General features: G+C 39.1%; 15 protein-coding genes. 9 read left to right on the top strand and 6 right to left on the bottom strand.

The window, feature by feature from the left end; all coding sequences use genetic code 11:
• Nucleotides 1–107: 107 nt before the first annotated feature.
• The gene (locus BMY70_RS05585; RefSeq protein ID WP_143072061.1) at nt 108–1,391 is read left to right on the top strand and encodes a DUF6600 domain-containing protein; all 1,284 of its coding nucleotides are present in this window, start codon (nt 108–110) and stop codon (nt 1,389–1,391) included.
• A gap of 173 nt (nt 1,392–1,564) precedes the next feature.
• Nucleotides 1,565–2,587 (top strand): GntR family transcriptional regulator, encoded by a 1,023-nt coding sequence (locus BMY70_RS05580; RefSeq protein ID WP_090333141.1) that lies wholly within the window; start codon nt 1,565–1,567, stop codon nt 2,585–2,587.
• A gap of 53 nt (nt 2,588–2,640) precedes the next feature.
• Here BMY70_RS05580 and BMY70_RS05575 read toward each other — a convergent pair whose 3' ends face one another.
• From BMY70_RS05575 to BMY70_RS05560, 4 genes are all read right to left on the bottom strand, one after another.
• Complete coding sequence (locus BMY70_RS05575) at nt 2,641–3,924, bottom strand: sugar isomerase (protein ID WP_090333138.1); 1,284 nt, start codon at nt 3,922–3,924, stop codon at nt 2,641–2,643.
• A 157-nt stretch (nt 3,925–4,081) separates the two neighbouring features.
• Complete coding sequence (locus BMY70_RS05570) at nt 4,082–6,205, bottom strand: bifunctional aldolase/short-chain dehydrogenase (RefSeq protein ID WP_090333135.1); 2,124 nt, start codon at nt 6,203–6,205, stop codon at nt 4,082–4,084.
• A gap of 236 nt (nt 6,206–6,441) precedes the next feature.
• Nucleotides 6,442–6,882, bottom strand: a complete 441-nt coding sequence (locus BMY70_RS05565) for a T9SS type A sorting domain-containing protein (RefSeq protein ID WP_090333132.1) — start codon at nt 6,880–6,882, stop codon at nt 6,442–6,444.
• 375 nt (nt 6,883–7,257) lie between these two features.
• Nucleotides 7,258–9,369: a prolyl oligopeptidase family serine peptidase gene (locus BMY70_RS05560; RefSeq protein WP_177196966.1), complete on the bottom strand. Its 2,112-nt coding sequence runs from the start codon at nt 9,367–9,369 to the stop codon at nt 7,258–7,260.
• Nucleotides 9,370–9,597: 228 nt separating this feature from the next.
• Here BMY70_RS05560 and BMY70_RS05555 point away from each other — a divergent pair, with 228 nt between their 5' ends.
• Nucleotides 9,598–11,970, top strand: a complete 2,373-nt coding sequence (locus BMY70_RS05555; protein ID WP_090333129.1) for an ATP-binding protein — start codon at nt 9,598–9,600, stop codon at nt 11,968–11,970.
• A 39-nt stretch (nt 11,971–12,009) separates the two neighbouring features.
• Here BMY70_RS05555 and BMY70_RS05550 read toward each other — a convergent pair whose 3' ends face one another.
• Nucleotides 12,010–13,899, bottom strand: a complete 1,890-nt coding sequence (locus tag BMY70_RS05550) for a CocE/NonD family hydrolase (protein ID WP_090333127.1) — start codon at nt 13,897–13,899, stop codon at nt 12,010–12,012.
• 11 nt (nt 13,900–13,910) lie between these two features.
• Nucleotides 13,911–14,831, bottom strand: coding sequence for a YjiK family protein (locus tag BMY70_RS05545; RefSeq protein ID WP_090333124.1), 921 nt, complete (start codon nt 14,829–14,831; stop codon nt 13,911–13,913).
• A gap of 92 nt (nt 14,832–14,923) precedes the next feature.
• On the opposite strand from BMY70_RS05545, the gene aspS reads away from it, so the two are divergent.
• The 6 genes from aspS to BMY70_RS05510 all read left to right on the top strand — a co-directional run bounded on the left by aspS (nt 14,924) and on the right by BMY70_RS05510 (nt 25,307).
• Nucleotides 14,924–16,696 carry an aspartate--tRNA ligase gene (gene aspS / locus BMY70_RS05540; RefSeq protein WP_090333122.1) on the top strand — a complete coding sequence of 591 codons (1,773 nt, stop codon included), beginning with the start codon at nt 14,924–14,926 and terminating at the stop codon, nt 16,694–16,696.
• Nucleotides 16,697–16,822: 126 nt separating this feature from the next.
• Nucleotides 16,823–19,165 carry an SLBB domain-containing protein gene (locus tag BMY70_RS05535; RefSeq protein WP_090333119.1) on the top strand — a complete coding sequence of 781 codons (2,343 nt, stop codon included), beginning with the start codon at nt 16,823–16,825 and terminating at the stop codon, nt 19,163–19,165.
• A 47-nt stretch (nt 19,166–19,212) separates the two neighbouring features.
• Nucleotides 19,213–20,235, top strand: a complete 1,023-nt coding sequence (locus tag BMY70_RS05530; protein ID WP_090333117.1) for a Wzz/FepE/Etk N-terminal domain-containing protein — start codon at nt 19,213–19,215, stop codon at nt 20,233–20,235.
• Between the two features lie 4 nt (nt 20,236–20,239).
• Complete coding sequence (locus BMY70_RS05525; RefSeq protein ID WP_090333115.1) at nt 20,240–21,535, top strand: hypothetical protein; 1,296 nt, start codon at nt 20,240–20,242, stop codon at nt 21,533–21,535.
• A complete protein-coding gene (locus BMY70_RS05520) occupies nt 21,532–22,311 on the top strand; it encodes a DUF268 domain-containing protein (RefSeq protein WP_218148606.1) in 780 nt (259 codons plus the stop codon). The genes BMY70_RS05525 and BMY70_RS05520 overlap by 4 nt, the downstream gene beginning before the upstream one ends.
• Nucleotides 22,312–23,630: 1,319 nt before the next feature.
• Nucleotides 23,631–25,307 carry a hypothetical protein gene (locus BMY70_RS05510; RefSeq protein ID WP_090333108.1) on the top strand — a complete coding sequence of 559 codons (1,677 nt, stop codon included), beginning with the start codon at nt 23,631–23,633 and terminating at the stop codon, nt 25,305–25,307.
• Nucleotides 25,308–25,332: the final 25 nt, after the last annotated feature.

Raw genomic sequence — 25,332 nt, 5'->3', positions numbered from 1 at the left:
ATAATCCCGTTTTTGAATAGAAAAGCTACATTAAACCAGTTTAAAATTTTTATGTCAAAGAATCGATTTTAATCAGAAAACTATTAATTCATACGGCCATGTATAACATGCATAAATTTCGGATTTTCGCCTTGTCAATTTTACTTCTTGGAGGTATTTCGATTCAGGAAAAGGTAAAAGCTCAGCCAGGAGTTTCTATCTCGTTTCAAACATTTTATAACGAATTGTCTCCATACGGCCGCTGGATCAATACACCTCAATATGGCTCTGTATGGACTCCGTATGTTGATGCGGGTTTTCAGCCTTACTCAACAAATGGCTATTGGGAAGTGACCGAATTTGGTAATACCTGGGTTTCCGACTACGATTGGGGCTGGGCTCCGTTTCACTACGGTCGATGGTCGTTTGACGATTACAATGGCTGGTTCTGGATTCCGGGTTATGAATGGGGTCCTGCCTGGGTAAACTGGCGTTCCGGTGGAGGATATTATGGATGGGCACCTCTGGGACCTGGTGTCAATGTAAACGTTTCTATCAATATTCCTTCGTTCTGGTGGGTTTTCGTTCCGCAACGATATATTGCCACACGTGGCTGGTATAACTACTGTGCCCCAAGAGGACGCTATAATCAGATTTATAGTCAAACAACTATAATCAATAATTATTACAGGAATGATAATCGTACGTACGTTTATGGTCCTCGCCGCAATGAAATCGAACGGGTTACAGGGCGTTCTGTTGTTATTCGTGATATCGATCGTAACCGCAGGGGCACAGTGATTGTTGACCGTTCGAACGGAAGAAACAGCAATTATTATGGAAACGACCGCGGCAGAACTTATAACGAGCCCGGCAATAATAGCCGTTACGGATATGATAATAACAGCCGCAGAGGAACAATTTCAGGCAATAATCCTGGCAACAGAAATAATGATTATAGCCCAAATAACCGAACTTACGATGGCGGAAACGGAAATAACAGAGGTCAGGAAATCAGAAATGATCGTGACAACCGTTCATCCATTCCTGATCGCCCGGCCGAACGCGCAACATCAGAAAGAGGTTATTCCACGCCAAGCCAGAGTCCTCGGGATATGAACCGTTCAAGAAATCAGGAACAGCCTGGTAACTACGATAACCGTTCAAATCGTACCTACGAACAACCTCGCGCAACTCCAAATGTGGAGCAGAATCGTTCTCGCCAAAGCGAACCTTCTTACAATTCTGGTCGTACGAGAGATTACGGAAATAGCGAAAGATCGTCAAACAGCGCTCCTGCGGTTCGTTCAAACCCTTCCGAAAGAAGCTCGGGCGAATCTCCCAGAGGTGGAAACGGCGGAGGGCGTTCTTATGAAAATGCAGGTGAAAGAGGTGGGCGTTCTCCGAGATAATCATGTGAAATAAATTAAAAGCTCCTCAATGAAAATTCAAGTTTTCTGAGGAGCTTTTTCATGTATTATACTTTTATTATTACTACGTTTCCGATTTATTACGTTTTTAGTTAAATAGTCAAATTTGAAGGAAATGTGGTAATTTTAGCACACTTTTAACCCATGACGCTTTAATGGAGATCCAGTTTGACATTGATTTTAAGGAAAGTGCGCCAAAATACATGCAAATTATCAAATCGCTGTTATTGGCCATCGGTAAGGGAAAGCTGAAAAGAGGGGATAAAATACCGTCAATCAACCAGTTAAGCGAAGAATATTTACTTTCACGCGATACCGTTGAAAAAGCTTACAAACACCTTATCAAAGACGGGGTATTAATTTCTGTGCGCGGAAAAGGATATTTTATCAACCGCGTTGATATTGAAACAACATCCCGGATCCTTCTGGTTTTTAACAAGATCAGTAATTATAAAAAACAGATCTATAATTCTTTTGTAGAAAACGTCGGCCGCAATGTGATCGTCGACCTTCATATTCATCACTCCAACATTAACATTTTCAACAACTTAATCAAAAACAGCTTAGGTGAATATGATTACTACGTGATCATGCCTCATTTTTATGAAAATGAAGAAGAAGCTGTTAAAATATTGAATCTGATACCTGCTGAAAAGTTAATACTGCTAGACAAAGATATTTTAGAAAACAGCCCTACAAAACATTCGGCAGTTTACCAGAATTTCGAAAAGGATATTTTGCATGCACTTAATGAGGCGATTGACCTGCTGCAGGTATATAAAAAGCTAATCCTGATTTTCCCGACACTGATTCCTTATCCTAAGGAAATCATAAAGGGGTTCAGGCTTTTCTGTATCCAACATCAGTTTGAGCACGAAATTATGTACGAAACGGATGAAAACATAACGGTTTTAAAAGACGCCGCTTATGTGATTATTGAAGAAACAGATCTTGTGAACCTTATCAAAAAATGTCACGAACAGCAACTTGTCGTAGGTAAGGACGTTGGGATTATTTCTTATAATGAAACCCCTCTTAAAGAAATTTTACTTGACGGTATCACGACGATTTCGACAGACCATGATCAAATGGGAAAATCAGCTGCGCGCCTTGTGATGCAAAACCAAACCGAAAGTATTAAAAATCCTTTTACATTGATCAGAAGAAAATCATTATAAGAAAAACGCCATTCAGATCTCCCTGAATGGCGTTTTATTAATAAAATTTATTACTACAGACCGGTAGCAACCGTTACCGTTCCACGTTCGCTGATCAGATTTTCCCTGATTTTTAGATCACGGAAAAGACCGATCGGATCCAGTGAACCACCGCTGTGCAGCATGGCTTCTCTTACCAAAGGGCGAACATCTGTTCTGAATGCATTCTGCAATAACTGCTGAGCCAAAACAACATCATTATTCTGACGCGCAATTTCCAGCTTTTTGCTATCCAGGATAAGTGCCTGCGCATAAGAGAGCAAAATTGCTTCAACAGACTGCATCAAATCTTCTAAAGGATCTTTTACATTGTGGCTTGCATCGATCATCCAGGCAAACCCATCGCTGCCTTTTCCGGCGCGCTTCATGCCTTCAACCAGCTCGACAAAAATCAGGAATAACATGTAGGGCCTGATGCTTCCGACTGTTAAATCGTCGTCACCATATTTGGAATCATTAAAATGGAAACCAGCTAAACGGCCTTCCATCATCAGCGTAGCAACAATTTGTTCAATGTTTGCATTCGGTAAATGGTGGCCTAAATCAACCAGAACATCGGCCTTTGGTCCTAATTTCTGGCAGAAAAGCAGAGAACTTCCCCAATCCTGAATAACGGTTGAATAAAAATTGGGTTCATAAGCTTTATATTCCACAAAAACCTTCCAGTCGTCTGGAAGAGCAGCATATATTTCCTGCAAAGATTCCAGCGTATTTTGGAAAGATCTTACAAAATTAGATTGTCCGGGAAAGCAAGATCCATCCGACAACCAGATCGACAGTGCCTTTGAACCTAGTTCTTTTCCGTATTTAATTACTTCAATATTATGCTCAACCGCCTGTTTCCGGACTTTCGGATCTACGTGCGACAGCGAACCATATTTATAAGATAATTCCTGGTTTTTCTGATCCTGGAAAGTGTTGGAATTGACCGCATCAAATTTTAGATCCAGCGACGTAGCCAGATCGATCATTGCATTGGCGTCACTTGGTATATCCCACGGAATGTGCAGTGAAATCGAGCCGCTTGAACGATTAAGAGCGTGCAGAATACCAACATCTTCAATTTTCTCAACCAAAGACCCTGGCTCGCCCGCACCCGAAAAACGGCCGAAACGCGTTCCGCCCGTTCCCAAAGCCCAGCTTGGAATAGCAACCTGAAATGCCTGCAGTGTTTTAACGACCGCGTTGGCATCGATACCCTGCTCTCCCAATTGTTCTTTTGCAAATATAAATTGATTGTTATGTTTCCCTAGCAAACGTTCATTATGCTGGTCGATACGATATTGTTCTATTTTCATCTTTTTAGTATTAAAGATTTCAAAATTGAGCAGAATGAAAAATAAAACAACCGAATACTTCCAGCCAATTTCAATATTTCAATTACTACCCTGTTTTATAAAAAAGAAGCTGTGCCAAAAGCAAACTCTACTTTTGGCACAGCTTTTAATTTGAGTACTAGCGAACAAAGGCTGCCGGCACTCCACCGTCGATGTTCAAGACATTTCCGGTACTTTTCCCTAACAATCCACCAACGAATACAAAAACGCCGTTTGCAATATCTTCTGTGTGAATTTCAGCATTCAAAACAGTACGTTTTGCATAGTATGCTGGCAATTCTTCGATTTTGATTCCATAAGCTTTTGCACGGCCAGCCGCCCAACCGCTTTCCCATATCTTGCTTCCGGAAATTACAGCATCCGGATTAACAACATTTACGCGGATTTTGTCCGGTCCTAATTCTGCTGCCAAAAGTCTTGTCATGTGCTGCTGCGCTGCTTTCGCAGTTCCATAGGCAACATTGTTTGGTCCTGAAACCAAGCCATTTTTACTTGCGATGTTGATAATATCTCCACCCAAACCTTGCTGACGCATGATCGCAACAGATTCCTGAGAAACCAGGAATTGGCCTTTTACCAAAACGTCCTGTAAAATATCCCAATCCTTAATGGTGGTTTCTGCAAGCGGTTTAGAAATCGAAAGTCCGGCACAGTTTACAACGATATCGACACCTCCGAATTTCAATTTTGTAGTATGCAAACCTTGTTTGATCTGGTCAACTTCCAGCACGTTTGCGTTAGCAGTTGCTGAAAAATCCTTACCAAACTTGGCGTCAAATTCATTTTTTGTTTCTGCCAATGCTTTGTCATCAATATCCGAAATCACAACACAGGCACCTTCTTCAAGGAATTTCTGTGCGATTGCTTTACCAATTCCACCTGATCCGCCGGTAACGAAAGCCACTTTACGGGAAAGTGATTTTTCTTTTGGCATACGTTGTAATTTTGCTTCTTCCAGCAACCAGTATTCGATATCAAAAGCTTCTTGCTCTGGTAACGAAACGTAAGAAGAAACCGCTTCTGCTCCTTTCATTACATTGATCGCGTTGGTATAAAATTCTGCGGCAACACGCGCAGTTTGTTTATCTTTTGCAAAAGAGAACATACCAACGCCCGGATACAAAATAATTACCGGATTCGGATCACGAACTGCCGGACTGTTGTCATGTTTGCAACGGTCGTAATAAGCTTGATAATCTACCCGATATGCCTCAAATTGTGGACGAATTGCATCCAGGATTGCTTGTGCATCGCCAGACAAAGTTTCCAACGACAGATCCAATACCAACGGACGGATTTTTGTACGAAGGAAGTGGTCAGGACAGCTTGTTCCCAAAGGAGCCAGTTTGTCAAGATCGTTACTGTTGATAAATTCCAGAACACGTGCATCATCTGTGAAATGACCCACCATTGTCTGACGGTCGGAAGCGAGGCCGCGAAGGTAAGGTGCCAATTGACCTGCTACTTCAAGGCGACGAGCTGCATCCAGACTTTCCTGTTTTGCACCGCCAAAAACAGGACGTTTTTTACCGTAATTAGCTTCAAGATATTCCGAAGCTTTTTCAATCACGTCCAGCGTATTGATATAAGATTCGTAGGCTGTGTCACCCCAGGTAAATAATCCATGTCCCCCCAAAACGATTCCGCGAATACCAGGATTATCTGCAAGTGTTTTTTCCAGTTTCAGCCCAAGGTCAAAACCTGGACGCTGCCAAGGTACCCACGCAAGTTCGCCGTTAAATAATTCCTGAGTAATTGCCTCGCCTTCTTTCGAAGCCGCAATAGCAATTAAAGCATCAGGATGTAAATGGTCAATATGTTTGAAAGGAAGCAAACCGTGCAAAGGTGTGTCGATTGACGGCGCTTTCGATTTTAGATCATAAATACAATGATTGAAGAGCTCAACCATTTCGTCTTCAAATTCAAGACCGCGATATATATTTTTCAGAGCATGCAGGCGGTTCTGATAAAGACCAGCTAATCCGCTTCTTTTCAAAGTTCCAATATCTCCGCCAGAACCTTTGATCCACATCACCTCAACAGAATTTCCGGTTAAAGGATCTTTTTCAATGGTTTTGCAGCTGGTGTTTCCACCGGCATAATTGGTAAGACGAAGGTCGGCTCCAAGCAAATTGGAACGATATAGAAGTAATTCCACCTGATCATCACCCAGGGAAGCTGCTTTTTCTTCATCCCAAAGATAACTCACATACTTGTACTGCTCTGCTTTTAAAATGCTCATATTGTTTTGTTTTTTATAATCCCGTTTTGGTTAAAATCACTTAAAAGTAACAGGTGGATAATTCAGGTTATTAGACTTTTTATTACGATACAAGATTAGAAAACTTCGCTTTGGGTACCGTCCTGTGGTATCCTGCATACTAAAAAAATATAAGATAAATAAGTTATTTTTTAATTAAAACGGCCTGAGCAGAGAAATCTACCCAGGCCGTTCAGCGAAAAAGTATTTTTTACCGTCTAATTCTGAATGACTACTTTCCTCGTTTCTTCCCCTACTTTGATCAAATAAAGTCCATTTGATAGTTTGTCGGTCCGAACTGGTTGCCCAGGATTTACCTTCTGTTTCAGCACAATTCTGCCCTCGGAATTCCTGATTTCGACGGCCTCCTCCCTATCCAATCCGGAAACGAAAAACTCAGTGTTTGCTGGATTCGGGTAGACGCTCAGGTTATTTTTATCCTGTTTCACGGTAATGATTCTCGAATATTCCGATTTCCCGTCCCAATCCAGTTGTTTGAGCCGGTAATAACTTTTGAAATACGGTTTTGCATCCAGAAAGGTATAGGTTTTATCCCCCAGATTATCCCCCAGCCCATCTACAAACCCTATATTTTCAAATGTTTTCGCATCAACACTTCGTTCGATCCGGAAGCCTTTGTTGTACCCAATGGATTCCACCCTGTCTTATTCGTCCAACCGTCACCATTGGTCGATTGATAAAATGTGATTAAAGCCAGCCGATCATCTTCCAACGTCTGTGCAAAACTACCCGTAACGGAAAACAGCAGGGCAAAAATTAAGTAATAGTGTTTCATAGTGCTAAATGTAAGTGTGAACAAAAAATAAAAGGCAGTAAAAATCCGGCAGAATGAAACAGCATCATTTCTGTCAGGATGTTATAGAGAACTTGTTCACAGAAGTCGAAAAGAAAAATCGGCAGTGACACATGCCACTGCCGATTTAGTCGTTCAAATTTCAAACAAAATATCAGTAAATCAAATGAACCGATCGATAACTTAATTTTCGGTTACTTATGTTAATGATTAAACCACATTACTTCCAGGTCAACCCCATATTATAAAACATAAAAGCATAAATATCCGCCTGGGTTTCTAATGCCTTTTTAGTATTGCTGGCTCCGTGTCCGGAATTTGTGTCAATGCGAATTAAAAGTGGATTTGTAGAAGATTGGCCCGCTTTTGCTTGAAGCTCAGCCGCATACTTAAATGAATGCGCCGGAACAACCCGGTCGTCGTGGTCGGCTGTGGTGACCATTGTCGCCGGATAATTGACCCCCGATTTGATATTATGTAATGGAGAATATCCATACAGCATTTTAAATTCTTCCGGATTGTCGCTGCTTCCGTAATCGGCAATCCAGTTCCAGCCAATCGTAAATTTATGGAAACGAAGCATGTCCATCACGCCAACTGCCGGAAATGCAACCTTAAATAATTCTGGCCGCTGGTTCATCACAGCGCCGACGAGCAAACCTCCGTTGGACCCACCCTGTATGGCTAAACGTTCCGCAGAGGTATATTTTTCCTTGATCAGAAACTCTGCCGCCGCGATAAAGTCATCAAAAACATTCTGCTTTTTTAACTTCATTCCCTGCTCGTGCCATTTTTCGCCATACTCACTTCCACCTCTCAAATTAGCCTGAACAAATATTCCACCTTGATTTAAAAACGGAATACGAGTAGGACTGAACGCGGGCGTCAGGCTGATATTAAATCCACCATACCCGTATAAAATCGTTGGATTCATCCCGTCCAGCTTCAAGCCTTTTTTATAAGTAATGAAGGCTGGAATCTTTGTCCCGTCCTTGCTTGGATAAAAAACCTGCTTAGTTTCATAATCCTCCGGCTTGAAGGAAACTTCAGGCTCACGAAAAACGGAGCTTTTATGAGAAGCAATGTCATACCTAAAAATTGTTGGCGGATAGTTGAAAGAAGTATACGTATAGAATACAAACGTATCCTCTTTTTCACCACCGAAACCGCCAACCGTTCCTAACCCGGGCAACTGCACTTCGTTTTCCAGTTTTCCTTTCAAATCATAAACATATACTCTTGATGTCACATCCTTGGAATAAGAAGCAAAAACCTTCCCGCCCGCCGTTCCGGCACCTTGCAGAGGCTCTGGTTTTTCCGGTAAAAATGTCTTCCAGCTTTTCGATTTACTTTCATAAACCATCACTTTTCCATTGGGCGCATTTTCATTGGTTTCTACTAAAAATCCACCGTCGATATTTTCAATGATGTTATAGCTGAAATCGGTAATCTCTTCCTTGATCGGCGTAAATTTCGTTTCGCCTTTTTTCATAACCCATAAGCCATTTCCATCTTTCCCTTTTCCGCGGTCACTCACATAAAGTGCTGCAAATTGTTCGTCCTCGGTCGTGCTGACCGTATGAAATCTTTGGCCATTAGCCGGATCTTCAAATATTAATTTATCAGCTGACTGCGCAGTACCGATTTTGTGATAAAATACCTGATGATTTTCATTTTTAGCAGCCAAAGCACTTCCTTCCGGTTTTGGATAACTGCTGTAATAAAAACCGTCGCCCTGCCAGGCAGCTCCTGAAACTTTCACCCATTCCACTTTGTCCGATAACATTTTCAGGGTTTTCATATCCATCACCTGATATTCCTGCCAATCAGATCCGCCTTTTGAAAAACCCAGAACTGCATGATTTCCATCTTTTGAAAGTTCGAAAACCGTCAATCGGGTTGTACCGTCTGCCGAAAGTTTATTGGGATCAAGTACGGTTTCGGGAGTTCCGTTCAAGCCCTTTTGACGATACAAAACAGCCTGATTTTGCAAACCGTCGTTTTTGTAAAAATAAAAATAATCTCCCTTTTTTGAAGGAGCAGAATATTTAGGATAATTGTAAGCTTTTTCCAAATCCGTGAAAATCTTGCCTTTGAAAGGGATTTTATCCAGATAGCCGAACGTTACTTCATTCTCGGCTTTCACCCAGGCAGCTGTTTCTTGTGAACGGTCGTCTTCAAGCCAGTGATAAGGATCCGAAACCTTTGTTCCGTGATATTCATCTATATGCTCAACCTGATTTGTTTTGGGATAGGTTATTTTCTGAGCGGAGCCATCAGTACCGATCAAGGTCGCAGTAAGTGCAGTCATTCCTAAAAATTTATAATTCATATATTTTGTTTTATTATGATCTAAACAAGCTGAATACCCTTTGTATTACCAATTGATAAGATTAATTCGTTTTATTTAAAGTTTTATACGACCTTAAAGTAAAAAAACACATTTTAATTATTTTAATCGAATTAAAGTTACTTCACGAAGTTAATAACTGCGTGGAATATATAGTTTCATACAACCCGATACAAGCATTCTCCCGGTCAAACCCTTATTTATGAAAAAATGACGCGGCACTGTGTATCATACCTGACGTTAATCTTACTGGTTCTGAACGTGGCTCTCTTTGCCCGTCCTTGCATTGCGGCCAATCCTATCCCCACACCTGTAGCTAAGGCCGGCGTGCTGGACCTTCGAAATATCGATCTGGAAAATTTCACTATACCAATCGACGGACAGTGGAAGCTGTACTGGAAACAATTAAAAAAGCCAGGATCTCAGGAAACTTATCATGAAATTTCAAAATTCCCCCAACTTTGGAGTAACACACTTTGGAAAGGTAAATTTTTACCTCCGCAAGGATTTGCGACGTATGAATTAATGATTCTTTTACCGAGAGAAAAGCAGCAACTTGCCTTCAATATCCGGGATATGTATAGCGCCTACACCTTATATGTGAATGGGAAACTAATCGCATCCAATGGTATTCCGGGCGTCAGTAAAGAAACTACTGTGCCTTATTGGTCGACTCAGGTAAAACCATTTCCATCAGCTGACACACTTCATTTAGCATTACAAATCGCGAATTTTCACCACTCAAAAGGAGGAAACGCCAAATCAATTGAGATCGGCTCATTCAGTTCGCTCCAAGCCGACAGTAACCTGGATTACGCATTCGATTTTCTGCTGACCGGCTGTATGGTTATGGGCGGTCTGTATTTTTTAGGATTATATTTGCTGGGCCGTCAGGATAAGGCTACACTCTATTTTGCTCTGTTTTGTTTTTTTTATAGTTACCGGATCATTGGCGCCGGCGATTATGCCATCCATTCCATTTTCCCATCGCTAGACTGGCATCTTGCCATTCATTGCGAATACATATCGCTCTTTCTTGCTGTGGCGATGTTTGCCCTTTATACCCGAAATCTTTATTGGGATGACACACCCCACAGAATCATTTTCGTAATGACCGGTATTTGCTTCGCGCTGGCTGTTATTACTTTGATTTCTCCACCCATTTTATTTTCGAAACTCATCAATCCCTTTATAGGATTATTGGTATTTTATATCCTGTTCGCTACATGGATCTATATAAAGGCATACAGGAACAAGCGTATCGGAGCAACATATGCATTAATAAGCACCGGAGCAATTTTTATAATTTTCATCGCGCTGATTCTTGCATATTACGACGTCACTTATCCTGAAAAATTAGCGCTGTTCATTGGCTATCTCGGGTTTTTCTTTTGCCAGTCACTGATCCTCTCCTTCCGTTTCGCTTACACTCTGAAAAAAGCAAAAGCAGACGCAGAAATGGGACTGAAAGTAAAAAGCGAGTTTTTAAGCACAATGAGCCATGAGATCAAGACGCCGCTTAATGCTGTGGTCGGAATGACACATTTGATGATCAGGGAAGCGCCGAGGCCAGATCAAAAACAGCACCTCGACGTACTTCTTTTTTCTGCCAACAATTTACTTACAATCGTCAATGACATTCTAGATCTCAACACGATCGAGGAAGGAAAAATACAATTTATCGAAGCACCGTTCAATATCGCAGAAATTGCCTCAAATATTATATCCGCCTATAAAATGTCAGCCACAGACACGGGTATTGACCTGATGCTAAAACTTGATAATGAATTGCCTGCCAAAATATCCGGTGATGCAAAAAGGATCTCGCAGATCACTGGTAATCTGGTCCAGAATGCGATTAAATTTACAAGCAAGGGTTGGGTCAGATTAGAGGTTTCAATTTTGAATAAGCATGAAAAAGAGATTACCCTGAAAATTTCCGTGCAGGATACGGGCATTGGTATAGCGAAAGAAAAGCAGAAATTAATTTTCGATCAGTTCACTCAAATTGAATCTTCCACCACACGCGGTTTCGGCGGAACCGGATTAGGCCTCGCCATCAGCAAGCGTCTGCTTGAACTGCAGGGATCAGAATTACAGCTTAAAAGTGAAGAAGGAAAAGGATCAGATTTTTATTTTGTCCAGACCTTCCCGATTCTGGAAGAAGATAAAAAACAGCAGCAAACATCAACTGAAAATATTAATGAGAAACCTCTTAAAGGCGTAAGGGTACTTATTGTAGAAGACAATCGAATGAACGTTCTTGTTGTTCAGAGTTTTTTGAGAAGATGGGGAGCGGAGTCGGATGTATCTGTTAATGGCCAGGAAGCACTTGATCATTTTGACGTGACACGCCATCAAATTGTCCTGATGGATTTGCATATGCCGGTATTGGACGGTTATCAGGCTACGAAACAATTACGTGAGCGTGGAGAAACTGTTCCCATCATTGCATTGACGGCAAGTCTGGCTCCTGATGTAAAACAGGACATGTTCAGCATTGGAATGACAGATATAGTATCCAAGCCTTTTAATCCGGATCAATTATTGAGTAAGATTCTTGATCAAACTGTGAAGTCATAAAAACGGGTGAAAAAAGATAATTCTTCACCCGGTATCTGCCTATTTTAGTATGTCAACAACAAGCCCGCTTTCTGCTCCTCGCTGGTGATAGATTTTTTGCGTCGCCTTTATAAAATCCTTTTCCTCCGCTTTGTAAATGTTGTCTACATATTTCTGAGGATTTCGGTCAAATAACGGAAAAACCGTGCTTTGAACCTGCACCATAATACGATGGCCTTTCTTGAAAGTATGCAGCACATCCTGCAAACGAAACCCAATATCCGTCAGTTTATCAGCAACAAGCGGTTCAGGCTTTTCAAGACTATTACGGAAACGCGCCCTTACAATTTCGCTTCTTACCATTTGCTGATAACCCGCCATAACAACATTTGGATTCGGCTGAAAAGGACTATTTTTCTCGTCGTCAGGATAGACGTCAATTAATTTCACAAAAAAATCAGCGTCTGTACCCGAAGTACTGATTTTCAACTGTGCCATTATTTCACCACCCAAAGTTAAATCCTCAGTCAAAACTTCGGTTTTAAAAACCAGAACATCGGGGCGCGTCGAGGCAAAACGCTGGTCTTCTGACATATACTCAAACGGAGTAAAGCCAGACATCTGCTTATAATTCGTAGTATATGGAACCGGTTTTAACGGATCGCTCACATACTCCGAATATGATTTTACACTTGCGGGAGCATCAAAACCTAACTTACCATTGGTTTGAAAATATAGTTTTTTCTTCTCTGCACTGGCGGCAGGCCATTTATCAAATGTCTTCCACTCCTTTTTCCCCGTATCAAAAAGATAAGCTTCCGGCAAGCCTGTCTTGCCATCACCCGGGCCTTTTAGAAAATGATCGAAAAATCTCCCTTCAATATTGTTTTGGTAAAAAGTTGCAATACTGTCTCCGAAATAAATATCGTTGTGAAAAGTATGTCCGGTTTCTCTGCTCCACCTCCCGTGCCCAAATGGACCAACAACCAGAGTATTATAAATACCCGGATTATTTTTCTCAATTGTCTTATAGGTATTTAACGGACCATAAAGATCCTCTGCGTCAAACCAGCCGCCAACTGTCATAAATGCATGTTTCAAGCCTTTAAGGTGAGGAAGTATATCTCTTTTTTTCCAGAAGTCGTCTTTATTTGGATGATTTACAGTTTCCTGCCAGAAAAAATTCTTGGAGTAATATTTATCAAAATTCCTCAGCGGACCCAGATTTAGATTAAACGTATACCCATCCGGTTCAGGCTTGATGAAATCATTTGTAAACCATGAAGCGTCAGTTGGGGAGTCGGGCTTAATGCCAAAAACTGGAAATGTCAGGTAATAACCTTGTGTAAAAACACCGTTATGGTGAAAATCGTCATGAAAAAAATCGGCAATCGGAGCTTGCGGCGAGGATGCTTTCAATGCCGGATGATTGCTCAAAGCACTGGCAGTTGTATAAAAACCTGGATAGGAAATCCCCCATTGCCCTACTCGTCCATTATTATCAGGAATATTTTTCAGAAGCCATTCAATTGTATCGTATGTATCAGAGGCTTCATCAACGTCCGTTTTATTTTTCTTAGAATCAATATGCGGAGTCATATTCGTCCAGATGCCTTCACTTTTGTACCGCCCCCTGACATCCTGATAAACAAAAATATATTTTTCATGCATAAGAGCGGTACTAGGCCCCAAACGAGCCGGATACAAGTCATCACCGTAAGGCGCAACGCTGTAACAAGTTCTTTGCATCAAAAAAGGATATTTGTTTGATGCAGCCGCATCTTTTGGCGAATATACAATTGTGTGCAGCTTTATACCGTCCCGCATCGGAATATCGAATTCCTTTTTTAAATAATTATCCTTTACAAAGGTTTCCTGTGCCGGTGCCTGCTGCGCATGCAGAGTCCCAGATATCAATAGAAAAGTTAAAAACAATAAATTTATCCGCATAAAATTGGCCCTTATTTTCTTTTGTAATAATTAAGATTAATACTCGTTGCCTGACCAATTTCTCCGAGGGTGTAAAAACCATTAGCTTCACGATCGAAGCAAATTGCCTCTCCCTGGGGTTCAGGTGCAAGAAGCATCTGTTTTTTTGGTGATTTAAGTAAAGTCTGACCTACGGTTTCGCCGGAAGCTCTTATCCAATAAAACGCAGAAGTATAATTTCTTATCAATATTTCACCGCCATTAACTGAAATACTTCCTCCTGTTGTAAAAACAGCAGAAGGAATTACGCCAAGCTTTTCGGCAACCACAGTACCTGAGGTAGATTGAGGATAAGCAAGTCGGTATAAGCCCGCTTGATTCATTTCTTTTGAAACGACAAAAATGTCTTTGGTTATAGGATCCAATAAAAGCGTTTCAGCGTCACGCGGGCCATCGGGATAACTAAATGTTATTTTTTCCATTCCGCTTTGGCTGAATGACTCATTTATCGCACTGACCTCGGGAACCCTGTAGATGATATTGGTTGAAGTCATCGGAGGGTTGTTATTCCCGATTTCACCGATATACAAATACTTAACCCCATCAATAGGCCCGGGACCACTTGCCAAATCTTCCCAGTCATGGTTCGAGGAACCCGGTATATTGAATTCCTTAATGGATTTCCCGTCCTTACTGATCAAGTACAGTGAGTTGGGCCGGCCAGAGTCCTGCAAAGTCCACAGGAAGCCATCCATGGAGAAACTATTTGCCAAACCTGAGGCCTCATCGATAATTCCGGGCTGTAAAGGGAATTGCTGTGGAACCGTTTCAAAGTCAATCGATTCTCCGGTATCTGGATTCACTTCAGGATCGCCGCAAGCACTCCAAAAAATTACAAAGCTTGTGAATACTAAAAAATTTTGCAGTAAGAACCTGAATTTATATAATTTCATAAAAAACGTTTCATGTTACATTTAGTAAAAATACGTACTTTTGCGGCATTTATTATCAGGCAGTTTCTTTATATCAGTATTAAAATAATTATATGTTACGTACACATACCTGTGGTGAGTTAAGCTTAGAGCATGTAAATCAAGATGTTGTGTTGTGTGGTTGGGTTCAGAGAATCCGTGATAAAGGAGGAATGGTATGGCTCGATTTACGTGACCGGTATGGTTTAACACAACTTCTTTTTGAAGAAGGAAAAACACCACCGGAGGTATTGGAAACAGCTCGTTCTTTGGGACGTGAATTTGTGATCTCCACAAAAGGTGAAGTAATCGAGCGCCTTTCCAAAAATGATAAGATAGCAACTGGTTCAATTGAGATCCGTGTTTCAGAATTATCAATTCTGAATCCGGCTAAACTTCCTCCATTTTTAATTGAGGACGAAACGGACGGAGGAGATGATATACGCATGAAATATCGTTACCTGGACTTGCGTAGAAATACAGTTCGTAAAAATCTTGAACTCCGCCATCAGGTAGCTCGTCATACACGTGCTTATCTTGATGATTTAAATTTTATCGAAGTGGAAACGCCGGTTTTGATCAAGTCGACCCCCGAAGGTGCACGTGATTTTGTTGTGCCCAGTCGTATGAATCCAGGTGAATTTTACGCATTACCACAATCGCCGCAGACATTTAAGCAGCTTTTGATGGTTGCAGGATTTGACCGTTACTATCAGATTGTTAAATGTTTCCGTGACGAAGATTTACGTGCGGACCGTCAGCCGGAATTTACTCAGATTGACTGTGAAATGTCATTTGTGACACAAGAAGATATATTAAATACTTTCGAAGGTTTGATCCGCAATCTTTTCAGCAAAGTAAAAGGATTAGACTTGCCGGAAGTACCGCGCATGACTTATGCAGATGCAATGCGTCTGTACGGTTCTGACAAACCGGATATTCGTTTTGACATGAAGTTTGTCGAATTAAAAGGGAAAGATCAGGATCTTACCTCGGGAAAAGGCTTTGGAGTATTTGACGATGCTGAACTTGTTGTCGGTGTCTGTGCACCTGGCTGTGCGGTATATACCCGCAAACAAATGGATGAATTGACGGATTGGGTTAAACGTCCGCAGATTGGCGCAAAAGGTCTTATTTACGTTCGCTACAATGAAGACGGATCGGTAAAATCGTCCGTTGATAAATTTTATTCGGAAGAAGATCTTAAAAAGTGGGTTGCTGCATTCGATGCAAAGCCGGGCGATTTGATACTTATTATTTCAGGACAAGCCGACAAAGCCCGCAAACAATTGAATGAAGTTCGTCTGGAAATGGGCTCCCGTCTCGGTTTCCGTAATCCGAATGAGTTCCGCGCATTATGGGTTCTCGACTTTCCGTTACTTGAATATGGAGAAGAAGAAAACCGCTGGTTCGCGATGCACCATCCATTTACAAGTCCTAAACCGGAAGATATTGCACTGCTCGCAACCGATCTTGGTCAGGTGCGCGCAAATGCTTATGACATGGTTATCAATGGTGTAGAAGTTGGTGGTGGTTCCGTTCGGATTTTCGAACGTGATTTGCAGCAGCAAATGTTTGAAATTCTTGGATTCAGTCAGGAAGAAGCGCAGGAACAATTCGGGTTTTTGATGAATGCGTTCGAATTCGGCGCACCTCCTCATGCAGGTATTGCTTTCGGATTTGACCGTTTATGTTCAATTTTTGGTGGCATCGACTCCATCAGAGATTTTATTGCTTTCCCCAAAAATAATTCCGGACGTGACGTAATGATTGATTCGCCGTCTACAATTGAGGAAAAACAATTAAAAGAGTTGTCAATAAATGTAGTTCCTTTGAAAACAACGTAGAATTACGAAATTCTATCAAACGACTTTCAATTTTAATATCTTTATGTACTTTTGAGAAGATTCTCAGATCCTATCAAAGTATATAAAGGTGTTTCATAGAATCTAATAAACATTTACGCACATTACATGTACTTCTCCTTGCTTCGAAAATCCATTTTCTCGGGTATCTTATTTTTATCTTTTGCACTGGTTCATAATGAGTCGTATGCTCAAAATATTGACCCTAACTCCATCTCCAATGAGCAGGCATTAGAGTTTTATAAAAGAGCGAAGGCGAGCGGTCTTACAGATATGGCAATTGAACAGGCTGCCTTGGAAAAGGGATATACACTGGATCAAATCAGTGCTATGAGGAATCGATTGCAGCAAGCACAAACTTCTGCTCCAACAGGGCCAGACAGAAGCGGTACAGATGAAAGCAGAAGACAAATCGCTGATTCCATGCTGGTAAAGGCAAAGCCAGTATCCGCTCTCCCAAATTCAGACAGCGTTAAACAGGTTTTTGGAGCTTCTTTTTTTTCAAGTTCATCTATAAGTTTTGAACCAAATCTCAGAATTGCCACACCCAAAAATTACATATTGGGGCCAGACGATGAATTGGTTGTAGACATTTACGGAAATTCAGTTGATAATTTTCGGTTAAAGATAAGTCCGGAAGGAACTGTTAAAATGTTGAATCTTGCACCTGTACAGGTTAACGGTTTGACTATTGAACAAGCCTCTGAAAGAATTGTAAATAGACTAAGATCCGCATATTCAGCACTTAATCGGCCTGGTGGAGGGACATATTCGACTATTACCCTAGGAAATGTCAGGAGTATTCAGGTGATGATAACCGGAGAAGTAACACGTCCGGGATCTTATACAATTTCATCGCTTGCCACTGCATTTAATGCACTTAATCAGTCTGGCGGACCAAATAATAATGGTTCATATAGAAGCATAGAGATTATCCGAAATAACAAAACGATACGCACAATAGATTTGTACGGCTTTTTAGTTGATGCGAATCTGAAAGATAATATCACTATGCAGGATCAGGATATCATCCTGGTTAGGCCTTATTCGAAGAGAATTGAATTATTTGGAGAAGTAAAACATCCCGCATTGTTCGAAGTAAAAGATGGTGAGACGCTGAAAGACATGATTCGATACGCCGGCGGCTATACTCCAACTGCATATTCTGCTTCTATTCAATTTAGAAGAAATACAGGCAAAGAGCTTATGGTTGGCTCCGTTCAGGAAACTGAAGTCGCAAATTTCATTCCTCAAAACGGTGATGTTTTCAAAATTGGAAAAATTCTCAACAGAATAGAAAACCGGGTTGTTATCGAAGGCGGAGTTTTCAGAGACGGTGAATATCCAATTGACGAGCAGACAAATACCGTTAAAAAACTGATAACAAAATCAGAGGGCTTGCGAGAAGATGCTTTTTTAAATCGCGCAATTATTGAACGCAAAACAGCAACGCTTCGCCCTGAAATTATTTCTTTCGATCTTGGAAAGCTGATGAATGGAGAAATTGAAGATATAGTTTTAAAACGCGAAGATCATATCTATATTAAAACAATTGATGAGCTTAAAGAAAATTATGATTTAACTATTCTGGGTTCGGTAATCAACCCAGGAACAATCAATTATCATGATGGAATTACCGTAGCTGATGCCATTTTTAAAGCAGGTGGATATACAGAGGGAGGTATTCCCTATAGAATTGAAGTATCAAGAAGGATAAAAGGAGATACTGCAAATATTCCACAGTCTCAAAATGTACGTATTTTTTCATTGGAGGTCAGCGAAAATCTGACATTAAATGAGGAAGATCAGAAATTCAAATTGTCTCCCTTCGATGTGATTTATGTACGCAAGTCACCGAGATATGAGCCGCAAAAGGCAGTTACAATTTTAGGAGAAATTATGTATCCAGGTACATATACAATATTAAACAATTTTGAAAGAATTACCGACCTTCTTCCAAAAGCAGGAGGCTTGAAAGCAGAAGCATACATAAGCGGAGCGAGATTTTACAGAAATAAAGAATTGGTTGCCGTTGATCTTAAAGCAATTATTCAAAAACCATCACTTTCTGCAAATCTTTTATTGCAAACGGGTGATACATTGTTGATTCCAACAAAATCGGAAACAGTTAGAATTAAAGGTGGTGTCCAAAATCCATCAATTGTAAATTTTGATCCTCATTTTTCATTCCGGGAATATATCTCCCAGGCAGGTGGATTTGCTGAATATGCCTGGAAAAGCCGGATTTATGTTTCATATCCAAACGGACGCACGTTCAGAACTAAAAAGTTTCTTTTTTTCAAATCATATCCGAAAATCGAATCTGGATCTGTTTTGACAGTGCCGGTCAAAGATCCACAAAAAGAACGCCAAATTAGCCCGTCAGAACGAATAGCTATTATATCACTGGTTACTACTATTTCGTTAGCTCTGATCAGTTTATTTAGATAAACCACAGTTACTTAATCTGAAGAAAACTGTACAGATACAATTTAATCATGAAGGAAGATATAATTAAGAAAACACCGCCAGAAGCAGATATCCTGGAACGGTCAGTACTTTTCCTAATTTCCTTATTTAAGAGAAATTTAAAAAAAATCATTATCGCCGGTTTTATTGGAGGTGTTTTAGGCGGTGCGATTACCTATTTATTGCCCAAGAAATTTACAGCAAAAGCTGAATTGCTTCCTGAATACAAAGAAAGCCGGTTTTCAGGATTTAGCTCATTGGCAAATCTTGCTGGAATTGACCTGGCTAATTCATCTGAAAGCGATGCCATTCGTCCCGATTTATATCCAAATATTCTGCAGAGTACACCTGCGATTATTCATCTTTTAAAACAGCCTGTAAAGACAGTTGAAAATAAGCAATTTCCAAATCTGCTTAGCTATCTTGAAAGTATAAATAAGGAAAAGGAGAAATCTCAAATTGGTGCTATTCTAGCTAAAACCGTAGATACATCGGTGCTCAACTTTAGTAAGGATGAGATTAGATTAATTCAAAATTTAAAATCCTCTCTTACAACTAATTTCGATAAGAAGACTGGTATTATTTATATCGGTGTAGAAATGAGAGATCCTGTTATTGCTGCGGCAACTCTTTCAGAAGCAATACAATATTTGTCGGATTATGTCTCTGGTTATCGTTCCAAAAAAAAGCATGATGAATCTGAATTTATTAAATCCAGAGTACAAGAAGCTAATAATCAACTCAAAAATGCAGAATATGCCCTTCAGCGTTACAGAGATAATAATAGAAATGTATTCAATAATGTAGCAAAAATTGAGGAGCAAAAATTACAATCGAATTACATCCATTCACAAAACCTTCGTAATGATTTATTAAACCAATTAGAAAAGGCTACGCTTGCTGAAAAAGAAGGACGGCCAATAATTCAAATTCTCGAACCCCCAATTGTTCCAGTAAAGAAAAGCAGTCCAACAAGAATAATTTATGCAATCGTTGGCGCCTTTGTGTTTTCTATACTAACACTTGTTACTTTATCCATAAGAAATAAGTAACTGAATGAAGTTAAACAAATCAATAATTAACTTCGGCTGGCTATTTATCAGCTCAATAGCCATTAAAGGTCTTGGCGTACTCAGAGAATCTATTATAGCTTACATGATAGGAAATACTATCGAGTTTGCAACCTTTAATACACTAAGGTCAATCGTTGATTTTTTCCTGGCTTTTGTAATAGGAGTTCCGGTTATGGAAAGCATTTTAGTTCCTAAGTATGCAGGATTATATCTTCAAAACAAGACGATCAATTTTCAACCGATCTGGAACCAAACATTACTTTTTTCCAAATATTTATTTCTTTTATCGGTTATCCTTCTGTTTTTTGTATCTTATCTTAAAACTGACATTTATGATTTAGATTTGGTAATTTGGGTACTATTGTTTTCCTCCTATCTGGCAATCAACTTGTCAAATAGTGTTTTGTTTTCGTTGCAAAAGACAATTGGAAATTTCCAAAAATACTCAACACAATCATTTTTAAATGCAGTCTTTACTTTAATTATAATTTTTTTATCAATTGGACAGCTAGGGCTAAAATCCATTTTAGTTGCCTCCATCTTTGGTATTCTCTTTTCTAATTTCCTTTTAAAAAGAGGCTTAAATTCAAATTTCAACAAAACAGAAAAATCTAGGGTTGAGCATTTAATCAAGTTAAAAGATATTAACTTCCATCGTCTCATCTCTGTGAATCATGCAATTTTCATTGGATTTACGGGCAGGCTTTTAATCAGTTTTGAGAACGATTATCAAATTAATTATTATCAATATTCTTTTATAATCATTTCCTCATTTATGCTAATGATTGTATCCAATATAGCTTCAATAATTCTTTACAGATCATCCGTTTCTGACTCCTCATCCCTTAAAAAAACAATTCTTTTGACCTTCTTGATAGCAGTATTAGCTAATACAGCGCTATACTTCTTCGGGAATTACATAATTAGCATTCTATATGAAAGAGGGCAGTTCAATGACCGAGATACGCAGAGTGTTTTTGAATTTTTAAAAATATTTCTTATTCCCTATACGTTTTTCTCCATTACTCAGGTAATGATTCAGCCATTTCTAAAAGTGCATTCAGAAAATAATATGTTATTGGGGAATGTTGTAAAAAGAACCGGACAAATAATTTTCATTACCATTGCTATAAGCCTAATGGTCGGATTCTCCCTTTCAAATTATAAAATTGCAGTTCAGGTTCTTTTGTACACATCTTCACTATCAATATTTGTGTACTTGTCGAAAAACTTGAAAAAGTTAAACACGGAAAATTTTAATAAACATACTATACGATGAAAATTATAGCCCGAACCATCCTGGGACTTGGATTTAATCCAATTCAGCTCTTTAACTCTTTAAAGGGAATCCCTGCGTTCATTAGTGACTATATCAAGATATCTAATGCCAAGAGCGAATATCCAAAATTTGGGGAGATAAGTATTTCTCCGTTTTTAGGTGATCGGTATGAGCAAGGTGGTGATATGAAAAGCGTGTATTTTCAGCAAGATTTATTTGTTGCTCAGCAAGTATACAAAAATAATCCGGTCAGACATCTAGATATTGGGTCTCGAACGGATGGCTTCGTGGCTCACATTGCTACCTTTAGAGAAATTGATGTCGTCGATATCCGGGCCATTAATAGTATTGTCCCAAATATTCAGTTTCGACAGTCAGATATGATGAAAAAGCCAGATCAAACTTTATACGACAAATATGATTCAATATCTTCTTTACATGCGATTGAACATTTTGGTTTGGGCAGGTATGGAGATCCGATTGATCTTGATGGACATATTAAGGCCATAAACAATATTTTTGGCTTATTGATCAATAAAGGCCTGTTCTATTTCGCTGTCCCGATTGGTACTCAACGGATCGAATTTAATGCGCATCGAGTTTTTGCTGTCAAATACCTCCTAGATATTTTTAAAGATAAATTCGTTGTAGAATCTTTCACATACATAGATGATAATAAAAATATTTTCATGCATCAGGATCTCAATCCTGAACAAGTTGAAAATAACTTCGGATGCAAATACGGGTGTGGGATATTCATTCTGAGAAAGATATAGTTTAGTCAATGGCCTACTCCCGGATACTTCTTCGATAACAAATTATTATTCCCCAAATTCATTACAAAATGGCAGGACAATATAAATGGTATCTGATACTGCTATTTTTTCTTGCAACAACATTGTTACTTCAGGTTTGTGCTAGGTATCAATACTTACCAATTACAAACCATTTTGTATACGATTCCTATACTTATGAATTAAGGGTATTGTATGAAAGAAATATTGACACTTTTGCAGACGCTTTCACATCGTTGAATAGCTTGTTCTATAGAATAGGCCCCTTTATATTTATTTTGATAAACACAATCCTATTACTATGCTGTGTTTATTTATGTAAGGTATTTGCGGTAATTTCTGAAAAATCTGTTTCTCTTGCGCGGTTTATAATTGTTTTCAATCCCTATTTGCTCATCGGAGCAGTTGGTCCAAACAAGGAGACCTTTTTAGTATTTCTTTCGTTATTATGCTTCTACTTATACTTTCAAAGGTTGCAAACACTCAAATTCCTAGCGTTTATGGTTGCGGTCTCAGCCTTATTTGTTCGCCCGGTATTTGGTTTAACTTTGATAATCACGATCTTAATCACCCCACTAACATATGCAGTCAAAAATCCTGTTAACGTGTTTTTGATTATACTACTTGGATATTTTACAATTAATTCGATTCCACCGATCAACATATTCATAACAGAATTTCAAGGTGAAGAGTTGTATTCATTTCAAACGTCAAACCTTTATGAAATTGCTCTTTTTTTAAAGGTTATGAACCAAAATCCAATCCTTCAATTTCCAGCTTTTGCGATAAAAACATGCTTAATTCTTTTTACACCCATAGTCAGGCCAAATTCTTTTTTTTCTATTCCATACCCTATCTTGGATGTAGGCTACACCTTAATGGCATACGCTCTATTTCCTTGCAACTTTGCTCTTATTATTACATTTTTAAATAAAAAAATTGTCTCACTAACTGCCGTCAATAGGGAAACACAAATTCTTTTTATCTATACTTTAATAGGAATACTGACCACGATAATTAATTCCAACATCACTTTTCGCTATATCTTTCCGTACTCTCCAATGATTGTTTCCCTATTTTACTTACATTCTTTGAAGATTAGAAACCGAATATTAATACTATCACTCTGCTTAATAATTTTGACTTTTACTATAACACTGATATTTTTAAAAAGAGATTTCGAAATGGACAATTCTATTATTCCTCAGTTCATGTCTTGGTTTTAATTATAAATTAAAGTTTGAAATAGTTCATTTCACACAAATTGTTTCTCACTTTCCAATCGTCAAATACACACTACAATGGATAAATTCATAATTCTTTTTCTATTGCTACACTTGAATGGTTTTGGACAGAAAACTACATCTGAAAGTAAACAAACTCTCAACCAAAAGGATTTGCAGCGAAAGTATTCTGATAAAAACAAAAGAGTTAATAACTTTACCCCCATCCTTAACATGAATGAGTTGAGAATGGGAAACGCAGATACAGCGGAGGTAGTCTACATCAATGATGGAACTAAGTCAGGGATTTTCAGATATAACGACAAAAATACAAGGTCAAAAGATGACAGTTCAATGGTTATCGTTGTTGGAAAACGAAGATACGAAAGAGAATATCTATCAATTAAGCCGGAATTTTTTGGCGCCAATGCCAATGATGATAAAGATGATGGTCCATCAATTCAAAAAGCTTTAAATATCGCCACCGAACGAGGTTTGAAAGTAGTATTTTCAGAAGGTACCTACATTACGTCAATAACATTAGTACCAAAAATAGTAGTACCCGGACCCGTATTTGCCTATAGATTAACTTTGGAAGGGGCTGGATCGGGTTTAACTAAAATAAAAGCTATACACGAGCAAGACATTCTGCGAATGATCAAAGGACAAAAATCGTTTACAGGAAGAGAAAGTAATGTATTGATAAAAGATTTAGAACTTGATGGAAATGCAAAAGCAGCTCATTGCATTAATGCAAATCATATCGCGAACTTTAAAATAATTGATTGTAAACTTACCGGGGCTACACAATCTAATCTTAAAATTGGTGAGGGGATTTCAGAAAATTTCGGGATAGATATTATTAGGTGCTACAGCGGTGGTAAATCTGTCAATGAAGGACACAACAATGCGGGAGTAGAGTTAATTAATTGCCGATATACGTACATAGACAGGTTAACGACTGATGGGTCAAAATTCGGTATTTATATGGATGGGTCAGATAAAGGATTCATTACTAATTGTCACTTAGAAGGCAGTAAAGTAGCGGCAATTCGTATAACGGGAACAGGAGGAGGCGAGCATAAGATTAGTAATAACATGCTTATGCCGTACGTGCAGTATGAGCCATCAGCAAAATTTGATGGAGAGCTTTTTGGTCTTAAAATAGATGGGTCCAAAGGCGGGGGCAGTGCAAATATAATTTATGGAAATATATTTATCGTACCTGACTCTGCATCTTTACCAATAAAAACAAGCTTAGCAAAAGCCAGTAAAACGCTTAGAGCCAATCCAAATCTTATTATTTCAGGAAATTTAAGTTCAGCAAAAGGATACTTAATTGGCTATGATATATTAACCAACAAAGCTCTGATTCAGACCACAAGCGGTCAGTTTCGAGAAGGTGAAGGTATTACGCAATCAACTACCGGAGGTGTAGCAACTATTGGTAAAATATTCCAATCTTCGAGCAAGGGAATAATGATTAGCGGAAGCTCAGACTCGAACATTATTAGTAACAATCAAATCCGCCTTAATCCCACTATTGGAATCGATTTATCAAGCAATAACAATATTGTTAGTAATAATATTATTGAAGCAAGTACTGGCGTTTCAAAAAATGGAGATTTCGCGATACTCGTTGGAAACATAATAAATTCAAAGAATAGTATTGCCTTAAAAAATATGGGGGGAAAAATTGAATTAAATGCCAATCAATTTAATGGAAAAGTAATCGGCTTACCCGATACTAAGTAGACTCCATCTTCACTGCGATTATCAA

The sequence above is a fragment of the Dyadobacter koreensis genome, assembly GCF_900108855.1.
GTDB lineage: Bacteria > Bacteroidota > Bacteroidia > Cytophagales > Spirosomataceae > Dyadobacter > Dyadobacter koreensis.
The sequence above is the reverse complement of the archived record's forward strand: the minus strand, read 5'-3'. Positions and strand labels throughout refer to the sequence as shown.

What these genes read in the sequence shown, in the direction of transcription:
- BMY70_RS05585 (WP_143072061.1), top strand. Translation starts at nt 108, where the DNA reads ATGCATAAATTTCGGATTTTCGCCTTGTCAATTTTACTTCTTGGAGGT.
- BMY70_RS05580 (WP_090333141.1), top strand. Translation starts at nt 1,565, where the DNA reads ATGGAGATCCAGTTTGACATTGATTTTAAGGAAAGTGCGCCAAAATAC.
- BMY70_RS05575 (WP_090333138.1), bottom strand. Translation starts at nt 3,924, where the DNA reads ATGAAAATAGAACAATATCGTATCGACCAGCATAATGAACGTTTGCTA.
- BMY70_RS05570 (WP_090333135.1), bottom strand. Translation starts at nt 6,205, where the DNA reads ATGAGCATTTTAAAAGCAGAGCAGTACAAGTATGTGAGTTATCTTTGG.
- BMY70_RS05560 (WP_177196966.1), bottom strand. Translation starts at nt 9,369, where the DNA reads ATGAATTATAAATTTTTAGGAATGACTGCACTTACTGCGACCTTGATC.
- BMY70_RS05555 (WP_090333129.1), top strand. Translation starts at nt 9,598, where the DNA reads ATGACGCGGCACTGTGTATCATACCTGACGTTAATCTTACTGGTTCTG.
- BMY70_RS05550 (WP_090333127.1), bottom strand. Translation starts at nt 13,899, where the DNA reads ATGCGGATAAATTTATTGTTTTTAACTTTTCTATTGATATCTGGGACT.
- BMY70_RS05545 (WP_090333124.1), bottom strand. Translation starts at nt 14,831, where the DNA reads ATGAAATTATATAAATTCAGGTTCTTACTGCAAAATTTTTTAGTATTC.
- aspS (WP_090333122.1), top strand. Translation starts at nt 14,924, where the DNA reads ATGTTACGTACACATACCTGTGGTGAGTTAAGCTTAGAGCATGTAAAT.
- BMY70_RS05535 (WP_090333119.1), top strand. Translation starts at nt 16,823, where the DNA reads ATGTACTTCTCCTTGCTTCGAAAATCCATTTTCTCGGGTATCTTATTT.
- BMY70_RS05530 (WP_090333117.1), top strand. Translation starts at nt 19,213, where the DNA reads ATGAAGGAAGATATAATTAAGAAAACACCGCCAGAAGCAGATATCCTG.
- BMY70_RS05525 (WP_090333115.1), top strand. Translation starts at nt 20,240, where the DNA reads ATGAAGTTAAACAAATCAATAATTAACTTCGGCTGGCTATTTATCAGC.
- BMY70_RS05520 (WP_218148606.1), top strand. Translation starts at nt 21,532, where the DNA reads ATGAAAATTATAGCCCGAACCATCCTGGGACTTGGATTTAATCCAATT.
- BMY70_RS05510 (WP_090333108.1), top strand. Translation starts at nt 23,631, where the DNA reads ATGGATAAATTCATAATTCTTTTTCTATTGCTACACTTGAATGGTTTT.